Source organism: Endoryza foliicola, from assembly GCF_050589245.1.
Taxonomy (GTDB): Bacteria; Bacteroidota; Bacteroidia; order Chitinophagales; family Chitinophagaceae; genus Endoryza; species Endoryza foliicola.
In genome coordinates this window covers 254,365-274,573 of sequence record NZ_JBOBEW010000001.1, presented here as the reverse complement: position 1 = coordinate 274,573, position 20,209 = coordinate 254,365, and the positions used below count along the sequence as shown (strand labels likewise).

The 20,209-nt window shown below is 40.9% G+C and carries 17 protein-coding genes; 10 read left to right on the top strand and 7 right to left on the bottom strand.

Features of this window, described 5'->3' with window-relative positions; all coding sequences use genetic code 11:
* Nucleotides 1-210 precede the first annotated feature (210 nt).
* The gene (locus tag ACQ2HE_RS01110) at nt 211-1,074 is read right to left on the bottom strand and encodes a sugar phosphate isomerase/epimerase family protein (RefSeq protein ID WP_430895378.1); all 864 of its coding nucleotides are present in this window, start codon (nt 1,072-1,074) and stop codon (nt 211-213) included.
* A 107-nt stretch (nt 1,075-1,181) separates the two neighbouring features.
* Between ACQ2HE_RS01110 and ACQ2HE_RS01105 the strand changes: the two genes are divergently transcribed.
* A complete protein-coding gene (locus ACQ2HE_RS01105) occupies nt 1,182-2,903 on the top strand; it encodes a GMC oxidoreductase (protein ID WP_430895379.1) in 1,722 nt (573 codons plus the stop codon).
* Here the strand turns inward: ACQ2HE_RS01105 and ACQ2HE_RS01100 are convergent, their stop codons facing one another.
* From ACQ2HE_RS01100 to ACQ2HE_RS01090, 3 genes are all read right to left on the bottom strand, one after another.
* Nucleotides 2,904-3,356 (bottom strand): heme-binding domain-containing protein, encoded by a 453-nt coding sequence (locus tag ACQ2HE_RS01100; RefSeq protein ID WP_430895380.1) that lies wholly within the window; start codon nt 3,354-3,356, stop codon nt 2,904-2,906.
* 186 nt (nt 3,357-3,542) lie between these two features.
* Nucleotides 3,543-4,586 (bottom strand): LLM class flavin-dependent oxidoreductase, encoded by a 1,044-nt coding sequence (locus ACQ2HE_RS01095; RefSeq protein WP_430895381.1) that lies wholly within the window; start codon nt 4,584-4,586, stop codon nt 3,543-3,545.
* A 92-nt stretch (nt 4,587-4,678) separates the two neighbouring features.
* Nucleotides 4,679-5,092 (bottom strand): Dabb family protein, encoded by a 414-nt coding sequence (locus tag ACQ2HE_RS01090; protein WP_430895382.1) that lies wholly within the window; start codon nt 5,090-5,092, stop codon nt 4,679-4,681.
* 126 nt (nt 5,093-5,218) lie between these two features.
* Here ACQ2HE_RS01090 and ACQ2HE_RS01085 point away from each other — a divergent pair, with 126 nt between their 5' ends.
* Nucleotides 5,219-5,584, top strand: a complete 366-nt coding sequence (locus ACQ2HE_RS01085; protein WP_430895383.1) for an iron chaperone — start codon at nt 5,219-5,221, stop codon at nt 5,582-5,584.
* 65 nt (nt 5,585-5,649) lie between these two features.
* Here ACQ2HE_RS01085 and ACQ2HE_RS01080 read toward each other — a convergent pair whose 3' ends face one another.
* Nucleotides 5,650-6,360 carry a 3-keto-disaccharide hydrolase gene (locus ACQ2HE_RS01080; RefSeq protein WP_430895384.1) on the bottom strand — a complete coding sequence of 237 codons (711 nt, stop codon included), beginning with the start codon at nt 6,358-6,360 and terminating at the stop codon, nt 5,650-5,652.
* An 883-nt stretch (nt 6,361-7,243) separates the two neighbouring features.
* On the opposite strand from ACQ2HE_RS01080, the gene ACQ2HE_RS01075 reads away from it, so the two are divergent.
* Together ACQ2HE_RS01075 and ACQ2HE_RS01070 are read left to right on the top strand one after the other, a co-directional pair.
* A complete protein-coding gene (locus ACQ2HE_RS01075; RefSeq protein WP_430895385.1) occupies nt 7,244-8,200 on the top strand; it encodes a TolB family protein in 957 nt (318 codons plus the stop codon).
* Between the two features lie 23 nt (nt 8,201-8,223).
* On the top strand, nt 8,224-9,624 hold the full coding sequence (locus tag ACQ2HE_RS01070; protein ID WP_430895386.1) for a Gfo/Idh/MocA family protein: 1,401 nt from the start codon (nt 8,224-8,226) through the stop codon (nt 9,622-9,624).
* A gap of 87 nt (nt 9,625-9,711) precedes the next feature.
* Here the strand turns inward: ACQ2HE_RS01070 and ACQ2HE_RS01065 are convergent, their stop codons facing one another.
* Nucleotides 9,712-11,232 (bottom strand): serine hydrolase domain-containing protein, encoded by a 1,521-nt coding sequence (locus ACQ2HE_RS01065; protein ID WP_430895387.1) that lies wholly within the window; start codon nt 11,230-11,232, stop codon nt 9,712-9,714.
* Nucleotides 11,233-11,400: 168 nt separating this feature from the next.
* Here ACQ2HE_RS01065 and ACQ2HE_RS01060 point away from each other — a divergent pair, with 168 nt between their 5' ends.
* Genes ACQ2HE_RS01060 through ACQ2HE_RS01050 form a run of 3 tightly spaced genes read left to right on the top strand, consistent with a single transcriptional unit; the run spans nt 11,401 to nt 16,859 of the window.
* Nucleotides 11,401-14,682 (top strand): gliding motility-associated C-terminal domain-containing protein, encoded by a 3,282-nt coding sequence (locus tag ACQ2HE_RS01060; RefSeq protein WP_430895388.1) that lies wholly within the window; start codon nt 11,401-11,403, stop codon nt 14,680-14,682.
* A 50-nt stretch (nt 14,683-14,732) separates the two neighbouring features.
* Nucleotides 14,733-16,343 carry a nucleoside hydrolase-like domain-containing protein gene (locus tag ACQ2HE_RS01055; protein WP_430895389.1) on the top strand — a complete coding sequence of 537 codons (1,611 nt, stop codon included), beginning with the start codon at nt 14,733-14,735 and terminating at the stop codon, nt 16,341-16,343.
* 42 nt (nt 16,344-16,385) lie between these two features.
* On the top strand, nt 16,386-16,859 hold the full coding sequence (locus ACQ2HE_RS01050; protein WP_430895391.1) for a hypothetical protein: 474 nt from the start codon (nt 16,386-16,388) through the stop codon (nt 16,857-16,859).
* 9 nt (nt 16,860-16,868) lie between these two features.
* On the opposite strand, the gene ACQ2HE_RS01045 is transcribed toward ACQ2HE_RS01050, so the two are convergent.
* Entirely contained in the window at nt 16,869-17,432 is a 564-nt protein-coding gene (locus ACQ2HE_RS01045; RefSeq protein WP_430895392.1) for a hypothetical protein, read from the bottom strand.
* A gap of 408 nt (nt 17,433-17,840) precedes the next feature.
* Here ACQ2HE_RS01045 and ACQ2HE_RS01040 point away from each other — a divergent pair, with 408 nt between their 5' ends.
* The 3 genes from ACQ2HE_RS01040 (at nt 17,841) to ACQ2HE_RS01030 (ending at nt 20,197) form a co-directional block, all read left to right on the top strand.
* Nucleotides 17,841-18,581 carry an outer membrane beta-barrel protein gene (locus tag ACQ2HE_RS01040; RefSeq protein ID WP_430895394.1) on the top strand — a complete coding sequence of 247 codons (741 nt, stop codon included), beginning with the start codon at nt 17,841-17,843 and terminating at the stop codon, nt 18,579-18,581.
* 78 nt (nt 18,582-18,659) lie between these two features.
* A complete protein-coding gene (gene hflX, locus ACQ2HE_RS01035) occupies nt 18,660-19,850 on the top strand; it encodes a GTPase HflX (protein ID WP_430895396.1) in 1,191 nt (396 codons plus the stop codon).
* Nucleotides 19,850-20,197 (top strand): Rieske (2Fe-2S) protein, encoded by a 348-nt coding sequence (locus ACQ2HE_RS01030; RefSeq protein WP_430895398.1) that lies wholly within the window; start codon nt 19,850-19,852, stop codon nt 20,195-20,197. Before hflX ends, ACQ2HE_RS01030 begins: the two co-directional genes overlap by 1 nt.
* Nucleotides 20,198-20,209: the final 12 nt, after the last annotated feature.

Genomic DNA, 20,209 nt, shown 5'->3' with positions numbered 1-20,209 from the left:
ATAGAAGAAGGAGAAATTACTCAGAGAGAATGCATAGCAAACTTCTTCTTCATTTTGAACAAAAATAGACTGAAATAGGGTAGTGTGGATGTGGGTTCGCTTCATATAATTGTGGAATACAAGGCAAAGTTTCAGTTTAGGCAGAATCGTTTTAAAAAAATTTCTTTCCTAATGCCTCAAACTAAAAACCCACAACATAAAACTCATCACTCATCTCACTCCCAACTTCTTTAAATACTCCACACTCTCTTTTATCTTCTCAAACACATCTCCTTCCACTTTATCCATTTCAACAACAAAATAATCGGCGTGTTTGGCTGCATTGATGATTCCCGGAATATTTTGTGTGCCTTTACCAACTGCAGTCATTGGATCGGGATTATCCGACACCAATTTTTCATTCCATTCAGCAGGTCCGTCTTTTACATGTAAATACCGAGCTCTCTTACCAAACTTTGTAATAATATCTGATGGAGTATAACCTGCTACCTTAACCCAATAGGTGTCTATTTCAAAAAAGATCGAAGGGTCTGTTTCTTTCAATAGATATTCAAACACGGGTTTGCCTTCCACTTTGTTTCTAAATTCCCACCAATGATTGTGTAATCCAAATTCGAGCCCCAAGCCTTTTGCAAATACAGCACTCTTATTATACATCGATATCAATTCACGAGTTCCGGCGAGGCTACTATAGCGCTTGTCTTCCGGCCACCCATGCCATATCAATCTATTGCATTCAAAAGCAGCAGCTGTTTCTACAAACACTTTTTGATTGGTGTCGAAAGGTAATTCTACATGACAAGAAGATACTTTCAAGCCCGCGGCTTTAATTGCATCGGCTGCACGTTTTAGCGTGATGTTTTCAGGCCAGAACGCCGTTTCAACATACTTAAAACCAAGAGACGCTAACTTATTCAAGCTTCCTTCTAGATCCGCTTTTATGGCATCGCGAATGGTGTAAAGTTGAATCGACAATTTGCCCTTTGCTGTAGCATCAAACGCTTGCAGTGATTGGGGAATAGCGGCAGCACCGAGGGCTCCACCTGTTAACTGAAGAAACTGTTTTCTGTTCATGTGGAAGTGGAATGTACCACAATCTAAGAAATAAATTTTTCTTGAAGAGGCTGCTTGTTTACTTCTTCCTGTTCTATTCAGTAACTTCAAGTTACAACGATGCCTTTATGCCACAGAACAACAGCTCTCCCGCCATCAACAACCGTGCAACCTCCAAAAATAGTTACGATGCCATTGTGATTGGCTCCGGTATTAGCGGCGGTTGGGCTGCCAAAGAACTCTGTGATGCAGGAATAAAAACGCTGGTACTGGAACGTGGTAGAATGGTGGAACACTTGAACGATTATCCCACTGCCATGAGAAATCCTTGGGATTTCAAGCATCATCTAAAAATGACGCATGATATTACTAGTCAAAACCCCGTTGTTTCAAGGTGCTATGCATTCGATGAAGCCACTCAACATTTCTTCGTAAAAGACAAAGAACATCCTTACGTTCAAGAAAAGCCTTTTGACTGGATCAGGGGCTATCAAGTAGGAGGCAAGAGCTTGCTTTGGTACCGCCAAACGCAACGCTGGAGTCACTATGATTTTGAAGGCCCTGCACGTGATGTCTACGCCGTTGATTGGCCCATACGCTACAATGATCTTGCTGCTTGGTATTCGCATGTGGAACGTTTTGTTGGAATCAGCGGAAACAAAGATGGATTGGAAACATTGCCTGATGGAGAATTCATTCGCCCTTTTGAGATGACTTGTGTTGAAAAAGACATCGCAAGTAAAATAATGTCGGCATATGCTGATCGACATGTAGTACAGGGAAGATGTGCGCATCTTACCGATCCCCAGCCTATTCATTTGCAGCAAGGGAGAGGCCAATGTCAAGCTAGAAATATGTGCGAGCGAGGTTGCCCATTTGGTGGATACTTTAGTTCCAATTCAGCAACGCTTCCCTGGGCAATGAAAACAGGAAACCTTACCATTCGTCCACATTCGGTGGTGCATTCTATTTTATACGATGAGCAGTTAGGAAAGGCGAAAGGGGTTCGAATTATTGATGCGGAAACCATGCAGGAACAAGAGTTTTATGCAAAAGTGATATTTGTGAATGCGGCTTGCTTGAATTCAAATTTGATCTTGTTGAATTCTATCTCACATCGTTTTCCCAATGGTTTGGGTAACGATAGTGGCCTCCTTGGAAAATTCATTGCCTTTCACAATTATCGTGGTACGGTAACGGCTTCTTACGATGGACCGATGGATCGGTATCATTATGGCAGAAGACCTACGCAACCCATGATGCCCAATTTTAGAAATGTGAAGAAGCAAGAAATGGATTTTCAGCGAGGTTATATGAGTTTTTATGAGGCCAATAGGCAAAAAGGATCAGGCGAAGGAATTGGTGAGTCATTTAAAGAATCAATTACCGAACCCGGTCCATGGAATGTGACCATGTCGATGCAAGGCGAAACCATTCCGAAAGAAAGCAATCACGTACGATTGAGCACCGATCAAAAAGATAGATGGGGAATACCGCAGCTTGTTACTTCAGTTGGATACGATGATAATGATGAACGACTGCTGAAAGATTTTCTTAACTCCGCTTCAGAAATGTTGGATGCTGCAGGTTGTACAAATATTCTACAAATAGATACCAAACAAGCACCCGGATTGGATATTCATGAAATGGGTGGGATCAGAATGGGCAATGATCCAAAAACTTCCTTACTTAATAAATGGAACGCCTTGCATCATTGTAAAAATGTATTTGTAACAGATGGCGCTTCCATGGTTTCTACCAGCACACAGAATCCGTCTCTTACCTACATGGCATTAACAGCGCGAGCTGTTAACCACGCCGTAAGCGAATTGAAGAAAGGTAATTTGTAATTAGGGGATTACGATTTCTGATTTCACTGATTTTGCCCAATTGATCAACACCTGCTTTTGGGCTTCTGAAAGTTTTGCGTTTTTGTGCAATCCAAAATAAGTATACGATGCAAGCGGCATTTCGCCCTCCTCAATTGTCTCAACTACTTCTTCCAACTTTTTTGATTGTCTTGTTGCCGGATAACTGAGAAATTCTGAAAAATTCAAATGCTCTTTTCCTTCATTTACGTGATGGTTGAGCCAAAAGCCTACCGGCTGAATTTTTGTATACCAAGGGTATTCAGTGTTGTTCGAATGACAGTCGTAGCAGGCATCTTTTAGAATGACAGCCACTTCTTCAGGTACTTTATACTTCTTATCAATGGAAGCAGTTTCAGGTCCGTTTTGGTTTTTAGTCATGGGAATCAACTGTATGATTACTATCACGCCGATGATTATATAATACTTTTTCATGCAACTTTTGGGTTTGGTTGCTCAAAATTACTGCTTCGCTTGAATCGAAAAACTGATTTTAAACAGGCGACTTCAATTCTTGAATCAGCAATTGGAAGATCCGCTTACTTTAAAACGAATTTTGTACTAGATGATACGAACAACATAGAACCTGAAACCTAAAACCCAAAATTCAAAACCTAAAGCCTAACGCCCAAGCTCCACTCCGCTCACCGCCTTCTTCACAACCGGTGCCACTTTCGTTCCAAACAGTTCAATCGACTTCATCACTTTCTCATGTGGAACAAATCCAACGCTGGCTTGTGCCATAAAGCGCGTGTTGCCGAACAGTTCGTGCTCCAATAAAATTTTATCAATAATTTGTTGAGGACTACCCACCATCAAAGCTCCATTCGGTTGGCGTAAATAATCATATTGCTCTCTGCTCAATGGCTGCCAACCTCTTTCTTTTCCTACTCGATACATCATTTGTGCATAGTGAGGATAAAAGTCATTCGCTGCTTTTTGTGATTCTTCGCCAATAAAAACGTGGTTGTTTACGCCTAATTTAAGAGCAGCAGGGTCATGGCCCACTTGTTTCCAAGCTTCTTTGTATAAATTAATGAAACGTACAAATTGCTCAGGCATGCCTCCAATAATTGCCAACATTAAAGGCAATTTCAATTGTGCCGCTCGAATGGCAGAAGCAGGCGTACCTCCGGCTGCTAACCAAATCGGCAATTCGGTTTGTGCTGCTCTAGGATAAACTCCTAAGTTGTTGATAGAAGGTCGTAGCCTTCCCTTCCAACTAACTTTTTCGCTTTTATTGATTTTTAGTAACAAGTCTATTTTTTCAACGAACAAGTCCTCATAATCATTCAGGTCATACCCAAATAGTGGAAAAGACTCAATAAAAGAACCTCTTCCAACCATCATTTCTGCTCTTCCTTCTGATAGATGATCCACAGTCGCAAACTGTTGGTAAACGCGAACCGGGTCTTCTGAACTTAATACCGTTACGGCGCTGGTAAGTTTGATGTTTTTTGTGATCATGGCAGCCGCAGCAAGTATGGTAGTAGGTGAAGAAACCGCATAGTCGGCCCTGTGATGTTCTCCAATTCCAAAAACATCGAGCCCTAACTCATCGGCGAGTTTAACTTCTTCCATCAAGTTTTTGATACGTGCTTGTGTTTTTGCAGAAGAGGAGCTATCGGGTTCCACATCTGCAAAGCTCATGATACCTAATTCCATAAAAGTAAATTGTACTGCAAGTTAGTTCCTGAAAGGCATTAAAAAATCCGGCACAAAGCCGGATTCAGTATAGTAGCTTACAAGGAAGTAAGTTATGAAACCACATTCATATCGTATACCACTACTTTCGCCCACAAGTGGCTGTAGTTTTCTACGAATTTCAAGTGGATAGGGTCTTTCTGATACGCAGCTTGCGCCTCTAAACTTTCGAAATACATTAACTCGCTCACATCATAGCTATTGTCTACAACTTCTCTTTTTTCAGTAGAGGCTGGAATGCCCACTTGAAGTTTGCTTACATGTTTAATAGCTGCCAGTGTGCGCAATCCTTCTAATAATTTGGCTCTATCGGCTTCGTTTCCGGCATTCTTTAGCCAGAAAAATACATGGTGAACAATCATGGTTTTGTCTGCTTTAGGTTTTTGTTTGTCTTGTCCGAAAATTTTACCAGCAATACCTAAGAAAAATGCGCTTGCAAGAAATTTTCTTCGATTAGATTTTAGCATACGATTTTTTGTCTGCTGGGAAGGTACTAAAAATTGAGAAACTTGTCGCAAAACAACCCCGAATTGTCGCATCGCCCCATTCTTTATTTACTCTAATTTTCTAAATTTGAAAAAACCATATGTAATATGAAGAGTGTATTTGCAACAGTTGATGAATACATCGAATCATTCCCAAAAAAGATTCAGACGGAATTAAAGAAGCTTCGTAAAACCATCAAGGCAAATGCGCCTGAAGCGGAAGAAATGATCGCCTATGGTATGCCTGCTTATAAATTAAACAAAAAACCACTTGTTTACTTTGCAGGCTATGAACATCATATTGGGTTTTATGCAACTCCAACCGGACATAAAAAATTTGAAAAGCGATTGGCAGGTTATAAGCAAGGTAAAGGCTCAGTGCAATTTCCTCTAACAGAACCCATGCCATTGGAACTAGTGGCCGATATTGTTCAATTCAGGGTTCAAGAAAACAATAGTATCAAAAAGAAATAGCTCCAAAAAAAAGTAACAGCAAATGCCTAAAGCCTAAGGCCTACTCCCCAACACATCACACCCGCTTACAATTTCCTAATCTTCACATTTCTAAAAGAAGCCCCACCTTTCCATTCTTGCAAAGCGATGCGACCCTTCGTGTGTTTGCCGTATTCAGGCATTGTTTTGAAATTACTGGTAGCTAAACTATCAAGCCACGCTGTAGATGTAAGATCTTTTTCAACGGTTAGGACCCCGTTCAAATAGAAGGAAATTTTTCCATTTTCTTGTTTGATTTCACTTTCATTCCATTCTCCCTTTGGTTTGTTGGCAGCGGGATTTTTCTGCGGACCAAAACCAAACAAACAACCACTTCTTTTTGCGGGATTCGGAAAATCGGGATGGGCATTGTCGAGCAATTGATATTCCGGTCCCGATCCCCAAGCCTTCATGATATCGGGCCTCTCAAGCACATTGATGAAAACACCGCTGTTGCCGCCTTCTGTAATTTGCCATTCAAACTTTAGATCAAAATTTTCAAACTCTTTGTCAGATACCAGGTCGCCGTGCTCCTCCAGTTTATGTCCATTAGGATTGCATACGAGTGTGCCATTCTTGACTTCCCAAACCGAGGGAGCATTGCCCATATTGTACAAATGCCATCCATTGGTGGTTTTTCCATCGAATAGTAGCTCCCAGCCGTCTTTTTGTTCTTCAGCTGTTAAAATGTTTGGACCACTTGAATTGCATGAACAGACTAGGCCTAGGACTGCAATCAGAGAGAAAATTTTTTGCATCGTTATATTTTGTGCTTTAAAGCTAAGTAAACCTCTTGTACTATTGAAATAAAGGGTCTGAAACATTTCATGACATAATAGTTAATGAGCGAAGGGACTATATAGAAGTGTCATCTTCTATCTAAGCGACTCCTCCGACCGATATTTTGAGCTGACCTTCGAGGTCCCTGAGCGCTCCGCAGGAGCAGTCGAAGGGCAGACCGTAGGTCTAGTCGAAGGGCCGATGAAGGTCCAGCGAAAAATATCGATACTTTAATAAAAAAATGCGGCGTCATTCCGAACGACTGAGTTTGCAAAGCAAACGAAGGAGAGAGGAACCTCGGAACGAGTTTTATAGAAAGAATCCAATTTTGAAGCATTAAAGCTACATGGTATTAAGTAGTTTAGTTGTTTAGTTTTTAAGTTGCTTCACCATTGACTCATGGCGCTCATGTACACGCAAGAATGCGCAAAAGCACCAATTCAAACCAGTGTCTTGTGTAAAGCGCTAAAACTTAAGAACTAAACAACTTAATAACTTAAAAACTCACCAACGAGTTTAGTGAAAAAAATAGTTTCAATAGCAACCCCTCTCTAACAAACTATATTTCTCGCATCCTTCTTCAGGCCTTCGGCCTTGCGAAGCATGCTCGAAATGGCTTCGGACATTGTTTTTGGCAGAGATAGACAAATGGTACTTAAAAAATGGAGTCATTTTATCTATATAAGAAGGATGCAACAAAGCAGATGTAGGAGAAAGGAAGCTTGCTTTTGAAACCATCGGTTTTTCTTGATTAGCCAATAGCACAACGCGTTAAACAACAATGTAGCATTTCGTTCATGTAATTCGGAACCCGTGGTTCGAAAAAAGTCAGTATATTCCATAACCAAATTGCCTGCTTATATGAAAAAGCTTCTTAAAGATAGTTTCAGTGCATCCTATTTTTGTGCATGCATTATGCTCCTTTTCCTTATTCTAACTATCAAAGCCAACGCTCAAAAACAAAAGACAGACACCATTAGCGTCGTGCAAATGATTGATATAGTGTCTTTGAAAATAGATACTATTTACTCCATCAATAAGCACATTGAAGCTCCTAATTGGCATAAGGACGGATACTTGATTGTGAATTCTTACGGCAAGCTTTACACCATTGATTTGAACACTAGACTTATGAAAGAACTTCCAACCGGTTTCGCCACGGAATGCAACAATGATCATGGCCTTTCGCCCGACCATCAATGGTTGGCTATTAGTCACAACAACAAAGCTGATACGGCTAAAAAACCCTATAAGTCTGCCATCTACATTCTTCCGGTGCAAGGTGGTACACCCAAGCCAATCACTTCATTAACACCATCGTATTGGCACGGCTGGAGTCGCGACGGCAAAACACTAGCCTATTGTGCTGAACGTAATAACAATTATGATATCTATTCAATTGATATAAATGGAGGTCAGGAGCACAGGCTTACAACTGAAACAGGATTAGACGACGGTCCCGATTATTCTTACGACGGTAAATACATTTATTTTAATTCGTATAGAACTAACCATATGCAAATTTGGAGAATGAATACAGATGGCTCTAACCCGGAACAAATGACCTTCGATGAAAACTCCAACTGGTTTGCTCATCCTTCTCCCGATAATAAATGGATCGTTTACATCGCATATACTTCTGATGAAAAACAACAGCATCTATTTGGTAAGAATGTGAAGCTCAGGTTGATGGACGTGAACACGAAAAAAGTAAAAGATTTGACACCTGTTTTCTTTGGTGGACAAGGCACCATCAATGTTCCTTCCTGGAGCCCCGATAGTAATAAAATAGCCTTTGTTAGCTATATCGTAAAATAAAAACACAACACAACCACTTGCATATGAAAAATGACAATGCATCTTCGAGAAGAAGGTTTCTTCAAAAAATTGGTGCAGCGAGTATTGCCTCTGCCGCATCTCCTTTGGCCTCTTTTGCCGCAAAAGAAAAGGCAGAAGAGAGAATGATTCGATACGAAAAGAAAATTTCAACCGGTGATAAAATTCGATTGGGTGTAATTGGGTACGGAGTTCAAGGCCATTTCGATTTAGGTACTGCTTTAAAAGTTCCCGGAGTAGAATTGGCGGGCATCTGCGATTTGTATTCCGGAAGAATTGAGAATGCCAAAGAGACCTATGGTGCCGATTTGTACACCACTAGAAATTATAAAGATTTACTCGATAGACCAGATATTGATGCGGTTCTGATTGCAACACACGATGTATGGCATGCCAAAATGGCCATCGATGCCATGGCAAAAGGAAAACATGTGTATCTGGAGAAACCCATGATCTATAAGATCAAAGAAGGCTACGATGTAATTGCAGCACAAAAGAAATACGGCAAAGTATTGCAAGTAGGAAGCCAACGTGTGAGTAGTATTGGATTGGCAAAAGCAAAAGAACTATTGGCAGCGGGTGAAATTGGAAAGCTTAACATGGTAAATGCTGTATACGATCGTCAAAGTTCAATAGGCGCTTGGGAGTACACCATTCCCAAAGATGCCAGTGCAGAAACAACCGATTGGGAGCGCTTCATTGAGATCACTCAAAAAATGGAGTACGATTCTAAGAAGTTCTTCTGGTGGCGTGCTTTCAAAGAGGTAGGAACCGGTGTGGCAGGTGATTTGTTCATTCATTTACTTAGTGGAACCCATTTAATCACCAATTCAAAAGGCCCGGAAACAATTTACAGTACAGGTCAGTTCAGTCACTGGCTCGATGGCAGAAACATGCCCGATGTAATGTCGGGAGTGATGCAATACGGCGCAAATGACAATCACCCGGCCTTTCAAATGACCTTACAAGTAAATTTTATCAGTGGAACAGGTGGGCAGGAGATCATTCGTTTGGTAGGTTCTGAAGGTACCATGGATGTTCGTGGTAACGATATTACTGTAAAACATAGCATCATGCCCGAAGCTCCGGGTTTTGGCGGCTACGACTCTTTATTTACGTTCTCGAAAAGCATGCAAGCTGAAATGCAAAAGGAATACAATGAAAAATGGACGACCGAGCAACGTAAAAAGAAAGTAAAAGAAGACGTGATTTTTAAAGCACCACCCGGCTATAGTGAACACCTCGATCACTTTACCAATTTCTTCGATGCTATTAGAACCGGAAAACCTGTGGTTGAAGATGCTACCTTCGGTTTCCGTGCAGCCGCTCCGGCTCTAGCTTGTAATGAAAGCTATTTTAATAAAAAGATCATTAAATGGGATCCCGAAGCAATGAAACTGAGATAATTAGTTTCATTGAAAGTTTGTGAATTTGTAAAAAGGGGTGCCTCGGCACCCCTTTTAAACTAATTAGCTAATCAACCAATCTTCAAATTAGTCTATCACATCCAAATGATACTCTTGCACCAACGCCGGATTCTCCGGCGATAATGTGAAATACATTCTCGCGTCTTTTTTCGAACCGTGAATAATGCAATAGCCTCGCAGTTGATTTTCAGCAACCATTTCTCCTACGCTCACAATACTTCCAATTTCATCAAATACTTTTTTCGATTGATCTTTTAAGATGTCGATAGGATAGTCGTCGAAAAAGTTCTCTGCAAAAATGTTAGGCTTTGAATTCCAAGTAGGAATAACAGCGATCAACTCTTTTTGTCTTTTTGCAAGAATTGGAGATACACCAACCAATCTTGGTTTCAAATCGGCCATCGTTATCAATGTATCAACAATTTGCAGATTCATTGCAGAGCAAGGGGCATAGGTAATGTTTCCAAAGAATATTACGCCAATGCCATATTCAGGAAGAAAGCGCCAATTACTACCGTATCCCGGCAATCCGCCACTGTGGCCAATTACCACCATCCCTCTTGCGTCACGAAGCCAGTTCAATCCATACGTGTAGCTGGTAGTGGCTATCAGCGTTTTTCCATTAGGAAGGCGGCTTGCAGTATTTAAACCAATGAAACGTGAAGGATCGTGCATTTCTCGAATTGTACTTCTTTTCACCGGAAAAGTTTCGGCATCGTTTCGCTCGGGCCAAGCGGCTTCATGCATGGCCACATAGTTGGCAAATTCTTCCACTGAAGTGATCATACCGCCCATTGATCCATAAATGCCATCGTGAAGTGGCACTTCTTTTCTCCATTTCTCATAAATATACCGATAGCCTACAGCAAACACTTCTTTCGGTACTTCGCTGTACTCGTAAGTTGTTTGCTTCATATTCAAAGGTGCGAGTAAGTATTTTTTTACATAGTCACTGTAATACATACCCGAAGCTTTATGAATAATATATCCCAACATCGCAAATCCGAGGTTGCTGTACTCATAAGCAACGCCAGGAGTATTTGAAAAGCTCAGTCCTTTCGCAATCAGGTCCAACAGTTCTTTCTCTGTGTCTTGCAATTGACGGTCGCCCCAAGGATTGTCCTCCGGAAATCCTGCGCTATGACTCATCAAATGGCGAATGGTGATCAATGGTGCGTCTTTTGTCAGTCCTTGACCTTTCATTGCCGGTATGTATTTTTCAACCGGATCGTCGAGTCGCAACTTCCCTTGATCGCGTAAATGCAAGATGGCGAGTGCCGTAAAACTCTTCGACATCGATGCAATACGAAACAATGATTTTGTTGTGGCGGGAATCTTTTCTTCTAAGTTAGCATAGCCGCCTGCTCCTTTAAATACCAACTTACCATCCACTACAATTCCAAAAGCATAGCCCGGGTAGTGATTTTTCTCTGCAAAGTCCTTGTAGAGTTTTTCAATAATCGGGAATGTTTTTTCGATCTTTTTTAGACGGTTGCTGTCGGCAAAAGAGCCGGCATGATGGTCTTTTGGGGTTTGAGCGTTCAGGAAAAGTGGAAAGCCCAAAACTAAGAGCAGTGCGATTCTCATGTAAATCAGGTTGTTTTCTTCAATTTAGTTAAAATCCCAGCAACTTATTTCAGTTTTTAATTGTCTATTAATTTTAATGTGTTTGAAACTTGGGCATTTTCAACCAAATCCGTTTTTTGATGGTATCTTGAAGCGCACCTATTGATACAAAAATTGCTCGCATTTTCCATGAGATTCAAAATTCTCTTTTTATTGCTATTCATGGCTATAGGGCTGATGCCTTTTAATTTGTTCGCTCAGCAAACAAACCCTTGCGGTGTTGTTGCAAAAATGAGTATTGAAGGCGATTCCGTTTTTTCTGCTCCTGCTTATATTACGCTTGACAATGCGAGTATCAATGCTACCGATTTTAAATTTATAGTGAATGGTTTTCCTTTTGTACTAAATAGTCCGGCCGGGGTTTCGGTAAATACGGGTTTAACCATTGTTCAACTGGTTGCCTATAATGGCAATTGCACTGATACCACAACGGTTCACTATTTCTATTCCGGAAGTTTTCCTGCTGATGTAGATTTTGCAAAACGCTATTATGCACAAGACGGAAGAGAATACGACATGAGAGGATTAACTGCTGCTGCTAATGGCGATTTATTTATCTATGGAAACAGAACCGGTGTGTACTCGTATCAAGAGGCTCAAATGGGTATTTTGATTCGTGCAAAAGCTGATGGCTGCATTAAATGGAGCAGGAAGTTAGAATTGAGCGCCAATGACCTCAGTGATATTACAAACGTGAAAGAATCTTCTGCAGGTTCAATATTCCTATTTCACGGCGAAAGTTCATTTCCTCAATTTTTCTCTAAACTTGATGCTTCAGGAAACCTGCTTTGGACGAGAGCTTTACGCAACTCAACCGGTCAATATGATCGTTTTTTTGCTTTGCAAACAACACCCGACGATGGAGCCGTTGTATTGTCAACACCTAATAATGTAATTGGCTTCGGCGTTACGCGCTTTTCTGCAACAGGTCAAATTTTATGGCAACGCTCGTTAGACTATAATCAAGTGTGGTCAAATTGGCTTAAAACCATGGTGATCAAAGATGGATTCGTATATGTAACAGGTACTGTTGGTTACAATAACTTATTAAATTCTACTGCGTCGGTATTTAAATTGAATTTGAACGATGGTGCTTCTGTTTGGCACAAGCAATACTTAATGGATGGAAAGATCCCAAGTTTGCAAGATATGGTGCCTACAACAGATGGATTAGTGTTGGCTTGCGTTTCGCCCACCGGTAATCCTCTGTTGGCAACTATCGCCGGCTACTTAAAAATTGACTTTGATGGCAATCCTGTAAAGTCTGCTCTTATTGCTGAAAACTACACTCCTGATCCTCAATTTGGGCCATATCAAGCAGGAACCATTCGCATTGCGAAATCCGGCAATAGTTTTTATCTCTCAACGTTCGGGGCGAGTGCATTGAATCTTCAAGGCGATGGTACTAGATCTATTTTGGTTCGTCTTAATAACAATCTTGATCTGGTTTGGGGAAGAGCAACGGGAGGTGTTGGCCAACCACGTTATTATTTCAATGCACCAACGGTTAAAGATGGCGTATTCATCGGTGGTAGAGAACTATCGGCGGCGTTATTGTCCAATTATTTTAGTACCGGTTTTTCCGTTTACCCGGTAGACACTTTAGGCAACAGCTCCATCTATTCTTGTGGTTTGTATGAAAAGGACGCACAGCTGATTGCTACTACTACAACAAGTACCACATTGCAATGGACTACCGATCAAGCCGGAAATTCTGTTGCAGAAGCACCACAAACTCCTTTTGCAAACTACAACCCAACGATGAGGTATACTTGTCCAAGTTTTATTGATTCCTGTAGTTTCCTTAAGCTCACAGGGCAAAGATCTATATGTAATTTGAATGTAACCTACACGTATAGAACGCATAAAAACAAAGGATGCGGACAAGCCATTCTTTGGAAAAACTCTCCAAACATTCAGGTGGTGAGTCAGTCTGATTCTTTGATTAGGGTTAGATTTACTTCAATGGGGCGCCATGTTATTTATGCAAGTACAGTGCTGGCTTGTTCTCCGTTGGAAGACTCAATAGTGATCATTGCTGATTCAAAAACACCGCCACTGAACATTGGAACGGACACCGTTTTGTGTAAAGGGAATACCATGAAATTGAGAGCCGGATTTCGGTATTCCTCTTATTTATGGAGTAATGGAGCAACAGATTCAGTAATCACGATCAATCAACCCGGGCAATATTGGTTGATGGTTAAAGACTCTTGTGACAATGAATTTCGAGATACCATTACTGTATCGGATGCGCCACCCATTCCTTTTTCTATTGGCCCCGATCGAGTTATTTGCGCCGGAGATACCGTTGAATTGAATGCCACATCGGAGTTTTTAAATTACGCTTGGAGTCCTTCGTATCGAATCGACGCTACAAGTTCTCAAAAGGTTGTGGTGAATCCATTGGTTGATACTGTTTATACAGCAATCGCAGAAAAAACACCGGGCTGTTTTGCTTACGATACAGTTCGAATAAAAGTAAATCAATCGACTCCAATTAGTCTTGGCCCCGACAAAAGCTTCTGTTCGGGCGATAGCGCTCTTATTACTCCCGGCGGTGGATTCAACACTTATCTATGGAACAACGGAAGCGCTGCTGCTTCTTTAATCGTAAAGTCGCTAGGTTCTTATTCAGTAATGGTGACGAATAATTTTGGATGTAAGTCTTACGATACGCTACAAGTAACCAATGTTTTCGCACTGCCAAAACCGGTTTTGGACAAAAATTCCATTCTCTGCGAAGCCACTACACGAACATTGGATGCAGGTGCCGGATACCAATCTTATGTATGGAATACCGGAGCGAATTCACAAACAATTGCGATCAATGGATTGGGAGTTTATGCGGTTCAAGTAACTGACAACAATGGCTGCAAGGGAACGGATACTACGCGTATCAATTTTATCCAAACCAATCCAGCTGCTTTTCTTCCGGCTGATACTGCTATTTGTGTGTATGAAAAACTTACTATAAAGCCAACTTCTCCATTCAGTACTTATTTGTGGAACGATGGAACCAACAGTTCTTCCTTGCTCATCAATAAAACCGGCAATTATTGGTTGAAAGTGAGCGATCAATACGGCTGTATTGGAACTGACTCAATAGCTGTAACGGTGAAGACCGATTGCTTGGTAGGAATATTCGTTCCATCGGCTTTCACTCCAAATAGAGATGGGAAAAACGATCTTATCAAACCTACCGTGTATGGAAAGATTGTTAAATACGAGTTTTTGATCTACAATCGATGGGGTACCATTGTATTTCGATCTACTGAGATCAATCAAGGTTGGGATGGTAAGCTCAATCGTCAAGATCAGTCCATCGGAGGCTACGTATGGGTAGTGAACTACCAATTTGAGGGCCAACCCGCCAAGCAACAAAAAGGTACCGTTGTGTTGATTCGATGATCTCACTTATTGCTTACATTTAGGTACTTATTCAATCAATTTTCTTGCATATGAAAAAGCAATTCTTGCTTATCGGCAAATTCTTGCTCTTCTTTTCACTAATGTATTTCTTCACCGCAGTCGTAAAAGCACAAGTTGCCCAAAATAATCTCTTGCCAAGAGTAGTGATTACAGCCGATCCGGAGCTGGATGACGCCAATTCTCTCATTCGCTTCTTGCTGTACAGCACAGATGTAAAAGTAGAAGGATTGATCTATGCCAGCAGTGGTTTTCATTGGACAGGCGACGGTAAAGGAACCAAATGGTATGTAGAAGGAAGAGAGTATACCAGATTTGGTTTGAAAATTTGCCCCTGTGAGCGTTATCGCTGGGACCCCAAAGAACGGTTCATTCACGATGCAGTAGAGACCTACGAGAAGGTTTACCCGAATTTAATAAAACATCATTCCAATTACCCAAAACCATCGTATCTGAAGTCGGTTATCAAATGGGGTAATATTGAATTTGATGGCGATATCTCTAAAGACAGTGAAGGGTCTAATTGGATCAAGAGCTTGTTATTAGACAACAATGCTTCACCACTATACGTAACCGCTTGGGGTGGGCAAAGTACCATTGCACGCGCATTAAAATCGATTGAAGACGAGTTTAAGGCTAAGGCCGGTTGGGATGCTATTCGTAAGAAGGTTAGTAAAAAGTTAGTGATATTGCCATCGGGCGATCAAGACGGAACCTATGAGAAATACATTAAACCGAATTGGCCGGATGTAGAATACAGAGAATTCAAGAATGCAGCAAATTTCGCATATGGGGCACAGTTGAGTGCAACTGAAGAGAATGCTTATTTTCTTACCACCTCTTGGATGAAGGAAAACGTTTCTTCTAAAGGACCCTTTGGTTCATTGTACAGAGTTTGGGGCGATGGAAAGCAGATGGTAAAGGGTGATGTGTTTGATTATTTTGGTGTTCCTGATAAAACCAATGAGGAACTCAGGGCCATGGGATACATCGTTTGGTTGCCGGTTCAAGAAAAAGGCTCTTGGCTAGGAGAGGGGGATACGTTTACTTTTATGAACTTGCTTGATAACGGATTGCTGGCCTATTGGAGAGGGGGCAATGGAGGATGGGGAGGTCGTCAGTTAACAGCGTCTGAATCAAATCCAAACTTCATGCAATTGCCCGACAGTGCTACTTTGGCAGCCAACTCGGGAATGCTGATTACGGCTAGCAGTGCTGCGGAAAGGGCGAAAAAAGCGAATGAAGGAATTCCCTATCCCAATTTCTTTCCTGCTGCGCAAAATGATTTTGCGGCACGCATGCGTTGGTCGGTAAGCGATGATTTTAAAAAGGCAAATCATCATCCAATTATCAAGCTTGATAAATTATACAAAGTGGTGATGAAGCCCGGAACCAGTTGGAATATTAAAGCAACAATCACTGACCCTGATAATGACAAGGTTTCATTTAAATGGTGGCAATTGAGGTCGTTTACCAATCAAACACAATTAAGCATCAGTGATCCTAACTCTTTATCAATTAAGATAACTGTACCTGCTACAGCTAAAGAAGGAGAAATTTTAGAATTGGTATTAGAAGTGAAAGACAATGGCAGTCCGGCTTTAACCAAGTATCAGAAGGTGTTGATTTTGGTGGGGAAGTAAGTCTGTTTATAAAATTCAGAAGGTATTCATTAGATTTATGCAATGAATTTTGAGTGGCTCAAAACGGGCATTGGTCCTTTAAAAGATCTGTTGAGTTTTCTTCATAAGGAAGGGAAAACGAATGACGTATTGAAAAAGTTGGTGATTCGTGAGCTCATCAATAATCTCAATATTTTTCACAATGCTTATTTGAATGAAGTATCTCCGGATGTTATGATTGATTTGTTATCCAACGAATCGATCAAAAAAGCAATAGATGAAAACTTCAAATTCAATAAGCTAAAGCCCGGAACCATTGAGCCCTATCATGTAAAAGACGATCGAAACAAAAAATACATTGGCTGGACTGCTGAGAAATTGATCGATAAAATTGATGAGAAAATAGAGGAGCTCAAGAATCTTAAGAAAATGAACAAGAACTCCGTTCTATCCACCAAGAACAATACTTCGCTTATGCTCAGCAATCTCTATTACAGGATGAAGTTGTTGGCAGATTTTATTAAGGGGCCGAAGTAGTGCTGTTATTTAATTTCCTAACAGCAATATTCCAATTTTGAATTGGTGAACAGGCATCCACCCACCTCTCTTTACATCTTGTAAGTTTTGATAGAAGTATGCAAACTCAAGACCGCTTAAGTGTAAACCAACTCCGGCATTCCAAATTTTTGTGCTCAACGATTTTTTAGCATCGTTTGTCATTCTTGCCGTATAGTTACTTGCAGATGCACCATAGTTTGCTGCTACAAAGAAAGATTGCTGCTTCTCATCGCCATAGCCTTTCTTCTTTGCCTTTCCGATTAGAAAATCTTTTCTCAAGCCTCCCATCAAGAATAACCATCCGTCTTTTTTCTCGCTATTTGTTTTATGGTTGATTCTGAATATATCGATGCCTGCAGTAGCAATGAGTGAAAATCCTTTTTTCCCTAGACCTACACCACCTTGAAGTTCAAAACCTCCACCGGTATTGTAAGTGTATTTGGCAGAATCATTAGCAGGTACGAATCGTTTGTAGTTTCCTCCGATATAAAGTTGTGCAAACAGGAAGTTTGAAGCGACAAGTAATAATGCTAAAATGGACCATTTTTTCATGTTCATTGATTAAGGTGTTAAGAAAACAGACGGGGGCAAGCCTGTTGTTTGAAAGTGTGAATGTATCTAAGCGTACCAATCAGTACTATACCCTTCGCCACGGATTTTTAGTGGAAAAGGCTTGAATAGTGGAAGATCGACTCAAGTTTGAAGAGAATCCGAAATCAATTAGTTTATTTGGCTCAAAAAAAGGAAATTTGCGCCTGTCCGAAGTGGTTTTCAAAAGCTAAAGAACTGATTTTCTGAAGTTTCGAAATTGACCTGATGGCCAATTCTGATCCTGATTATCAAGAAAACGCCCTAAAACAGGCGAAAAAGGGTTTAAACCCTCGAATTTTTGCCCGCTTGAGGTATTCTTAACCTTTCATTAACCCCTTAGGAAATACATTTGATTTTTAATTAAAGAATATGAAGCAACTCTTTGTTCTGTTAGTAGTTGCGGGTAGCTTTTTACAAGCCCGTGCTCAGGACTCAAGCGCAGTAAAAAAAGCCAAAAAAGACTGGAGTAAAGTAAACCTCGGAAACCGATCTAAAGATCACATTTTGCTGCAATTGGGATACAATAACTGGATCGGCAAGCCTGATACCATTGCTACCAAAGGATTTTCAAGAAGCTTCAACATGTACTTTATGTTGGACTTCCCTTTCAAAACAGATCCTCGTATCAGTGTGGCATTTGGACCCGGCTTAGGTTTCGACGCGATGTATCTCAATAAAACTTATGTTGACGTGAGCGGGAAATTGGCAAACAAACTTGGTTTTGTTGACCAAGCAGATACCAACCATTTCAAAAAAGTAAAATTGAACACTACCTATTTGGAGGCTCCAATTGAGTTGCGTTTTTCAAAAGATCCTGAAAATCCAAACAAAAGTTGGAAAGCGGCTATTGGGGTGAAAATCGGAACACTTTTAAGTGCAAGTACGAAGAATAAGACCTATCAAAGTAAAAGTGGTGGCTTGATCAACGGATATACCTTGAAAGAAAAATCGAAGTCTTATTTCAATAATACTAGATTAAGTGTGATGGCAAGAGCAGGTTACGGTATTTATAGCATTTATGCAAGTTATCAAGTAAATGCATTTATTAAAGACGGTTTCGGACCTAATATTCGCCCTTTCCAAGTGGGCTTTACGATCAGCGGACTTTAAAATCGTTAAGATAGTATCGAAACCTGTTGGGTAAAGCCCGACAGGTTTTTTTATTTTTGTAGCATAAATTAAAAGCAATTGTTAGATAAGAAGAATATAATACAGCAAGAGGAGAAAGCAGTGCTGGTTGGCTTGGTACATAAAGACCAAACCGAAGTACAGGTGAAAGAGTATTTGGCAGAATTAGCATTTCTTGCCAGCACAGCCGGTGCGGAAACCGTTAGATGGTTTTACCAAAAGCTTCCTCACCCTGATTCACGCACTTTTGTTGGTAAAGGGAAGCTGGAAGAAATCCGCGACTATGTAAAAAGCAAGGGGATTAATCTGGTGATTTTTGATGATGAACTAAGCGGGTCTCAAATTCAGAATATAGAGAAAGTACTCGAAGTAAAAACCATCGATCGAAGTGACCTGATTCTTGACATCTTTGCCCGCAGAGCGAAGACAGCGCAGGCCAAAACACAAGTAGAGTTGGCTCAATACCAATATCTGTTGCCTCGATTGAAAGGAATGTGGAAACACTTGGAACGCTTGGGTGGTGGTATTGGTACAAGAGGTCCGGGGGAAACGGAAATTGAGACCGACCGTCGTATCGTTAAAGAGAAGATTGCATTGCTCAGAAGAAGATTGCAGGAAATCGATAAGCAGAGCTATATTCAACGAAAAGACCGTGGCGAGTTCATTCGAGTGGCCTTGGTTGGGTATACCAACGTTGGCAAATCTACTTTGATGAACGTATTGAGTAAGAGTGAAGTGTTTGCTGAGAACAAGTTGTTTGCGACCTTGGATACTACTACTAGAAAAGTGGTTTTTGAAAGCACTCCTTTCTTGTTAAGTGATACCGTAGGGTTTATTCGAAAATTGCCTCACCATTTGGTGGAAAGTTTCAAGAGTACCCTAGATGAGGTAAGAGAGGCCGATATACTGTTACATGTTGTGGACGTATCTCATCCTCAGTATGAGGATCAAATAGGAGTTGTAAACAGCACATTACAGGATATAAAAGCTTTCGATAAGCCCATTGTTACCATCTTCAATAAAATGGATCAATACGAGAAGCAAACCTTCGACGAGTGGTTGGAAGATGATGTGAAGGCGGAAATTCTGAGAGAATTAAAGGAACGTTGGGAGAATCAGTTGCAGGGCAATTGTGTGTTTGTGTCGGCTACAGAAAAACAAAACATTGATCTGCTAAGAACCAGTATTCTTTACAAGGTTCGTGAGATGTACCGAATTCGCTACCCATACAAAAGTGAATTTTTCTATTAATGAGCGATCCCAACTATAAATGGTTCAAAGTGGCCGCCAGTGAAGAGGAGTTGATTTTCCCTGAAAATGGCATTCTGGAGCTGGAAGTAGGAGGAAAAACGGTCTGTTTGGGGCGTTTTAACGGAAAATTATTCGCTTTTGCTCAAAAATGCCCGCATGCCGGGGGCTATTTCTGTAAGGGTTGGATCGACGCGTTGGGCAACGTAGTTTGCCCCTTGCATCGGTATAAATTCAACATGGAAACGGGCAGAAATGTAACGGGAGAAGGATATTATCTAAAACGTTGGCCAGTAGAGCTTAGGGAAGATGGGGTATGGGTAGCCCGAGAGAAAGGATTTTTCTTCTAAAAAAGCTAAAAA

Bases quoted from the DNA above. Each gene is read 5' to 3' on its own strand.
- ACQ2HE_RS01110 (WP_430895378.1), bottom strand. From the start codon at position 1,074: ATGAACAGAAAACAGTTTCTTCAGTTAACAGGTGGAGCCCTCGGTGCT.
- ACQ2HE_RS01105 (WP_430895379.1), top strand. From the start codon at position 1,182: ATGCCACAGAACAACAGCTCTCCCGCCATCAACAACCGTGCAACCTCC.
- ACQ2HE_RS01100 (WP_430895380.1), bottom strand. From the start codon at position 3,356: ATGAAAAAGTATTATATAATCATCGGCGTGATAGTAATCATACAGTTG.
- ACQ2HE_RS01095 (WP_430895381.1), bottom strand. From the start codon at position 4,586: ATGGAATTAGGTATCATGAGCTTTGCAGATGTGGAACCCGATAGCTCC.
- ACQ2HE_RS01090 (WP_430895382.1), bottom strand. From the start codon at position 5,092: ATGCTAAAATCTAATCGAAGAAAATTTCTTGCAAGCGCATTTTTCTTA.
- ACQ2HE_RS01085 (WP_430895383.1), top strand. From the start codon at position 5,219: ATGAAGAGTGTATTTGCAACAGTTGATGAATACATCGAATCATTCCCA.
- ACQ2HE_RS01080 (WP_430895384.1), bottom strand. From the start codon at position 6,360: ATGCAAAAAATTTTCTCTCTGATTGCAGTCCTAGGCCTAGTCTGTTCA.
- ACQ2HE_RS01075 (WP_430895385.1), top strand. From the start codon at position 7,244: ATGAAAAAGCTTCTTAAAGATAGTTTCAGTGCATCCTATTTTTGTGCA.
- ACQ2HE_RS01070 (WP_430895386.1), top strand. From the start codon at position 8,224: ATGAAAAATGACAATGCATCTTCGAGAAGAAGGTTTCTTCAAAAAATT.
- ACQ2HE_RS01065 (WP_430895387.1), bottom strand. From the start codon at position 11,232: ATGAGAATCGCACTGCTCTTAGTTTTGGGCTTTCCACTTTTCCTGAAC.
- ACQ2HE_RS01060 (WP_430895388.1), top strand. From the start codon at position 11,401: ATGAGATTCAAAATTCTCTTTTTATTGCTATTCATGGCTATAGGGCTG.
- ACQ2HE_RS01055 (WP_430895389.1), top strand. From the start codon at position 14,733: ATGAAAAAGCAATTCTTGCTTATCGGCAAATTCTTGCTCTTCTTTTCA.
- ACQ2HE_RS01050 (WP_430895391.1), top strand. From the start codon at position 16,386: ATGAATTTTGAGTGGCTCAAAACGGGCATTGGTCCTTTAAAAGATCTG.
- ACQ2HE_RS01045 (WP_430895392.1), bottom strand. From the start codon at position 17,432: ATGAAAAAATGGTCCATTTTAGCATTATTACTTGTCGCTTCAAACTTC.
- ACQ2HE_RS01040 (WP_430895394.1), top strand. From the start codon at position 17,841: ATGAAGCAACTCTTTGTTCTGTTAGTAGTTGCGGGTAGCTTTTTACAA.
- ACQ2HE_RS01030 (WP_430895398.1), top strand. From the start codon at position 19,850: ATGAGCGATCCCAACTATAAATGGTTCAAAGTGGCCGCCAGTGAAGAG.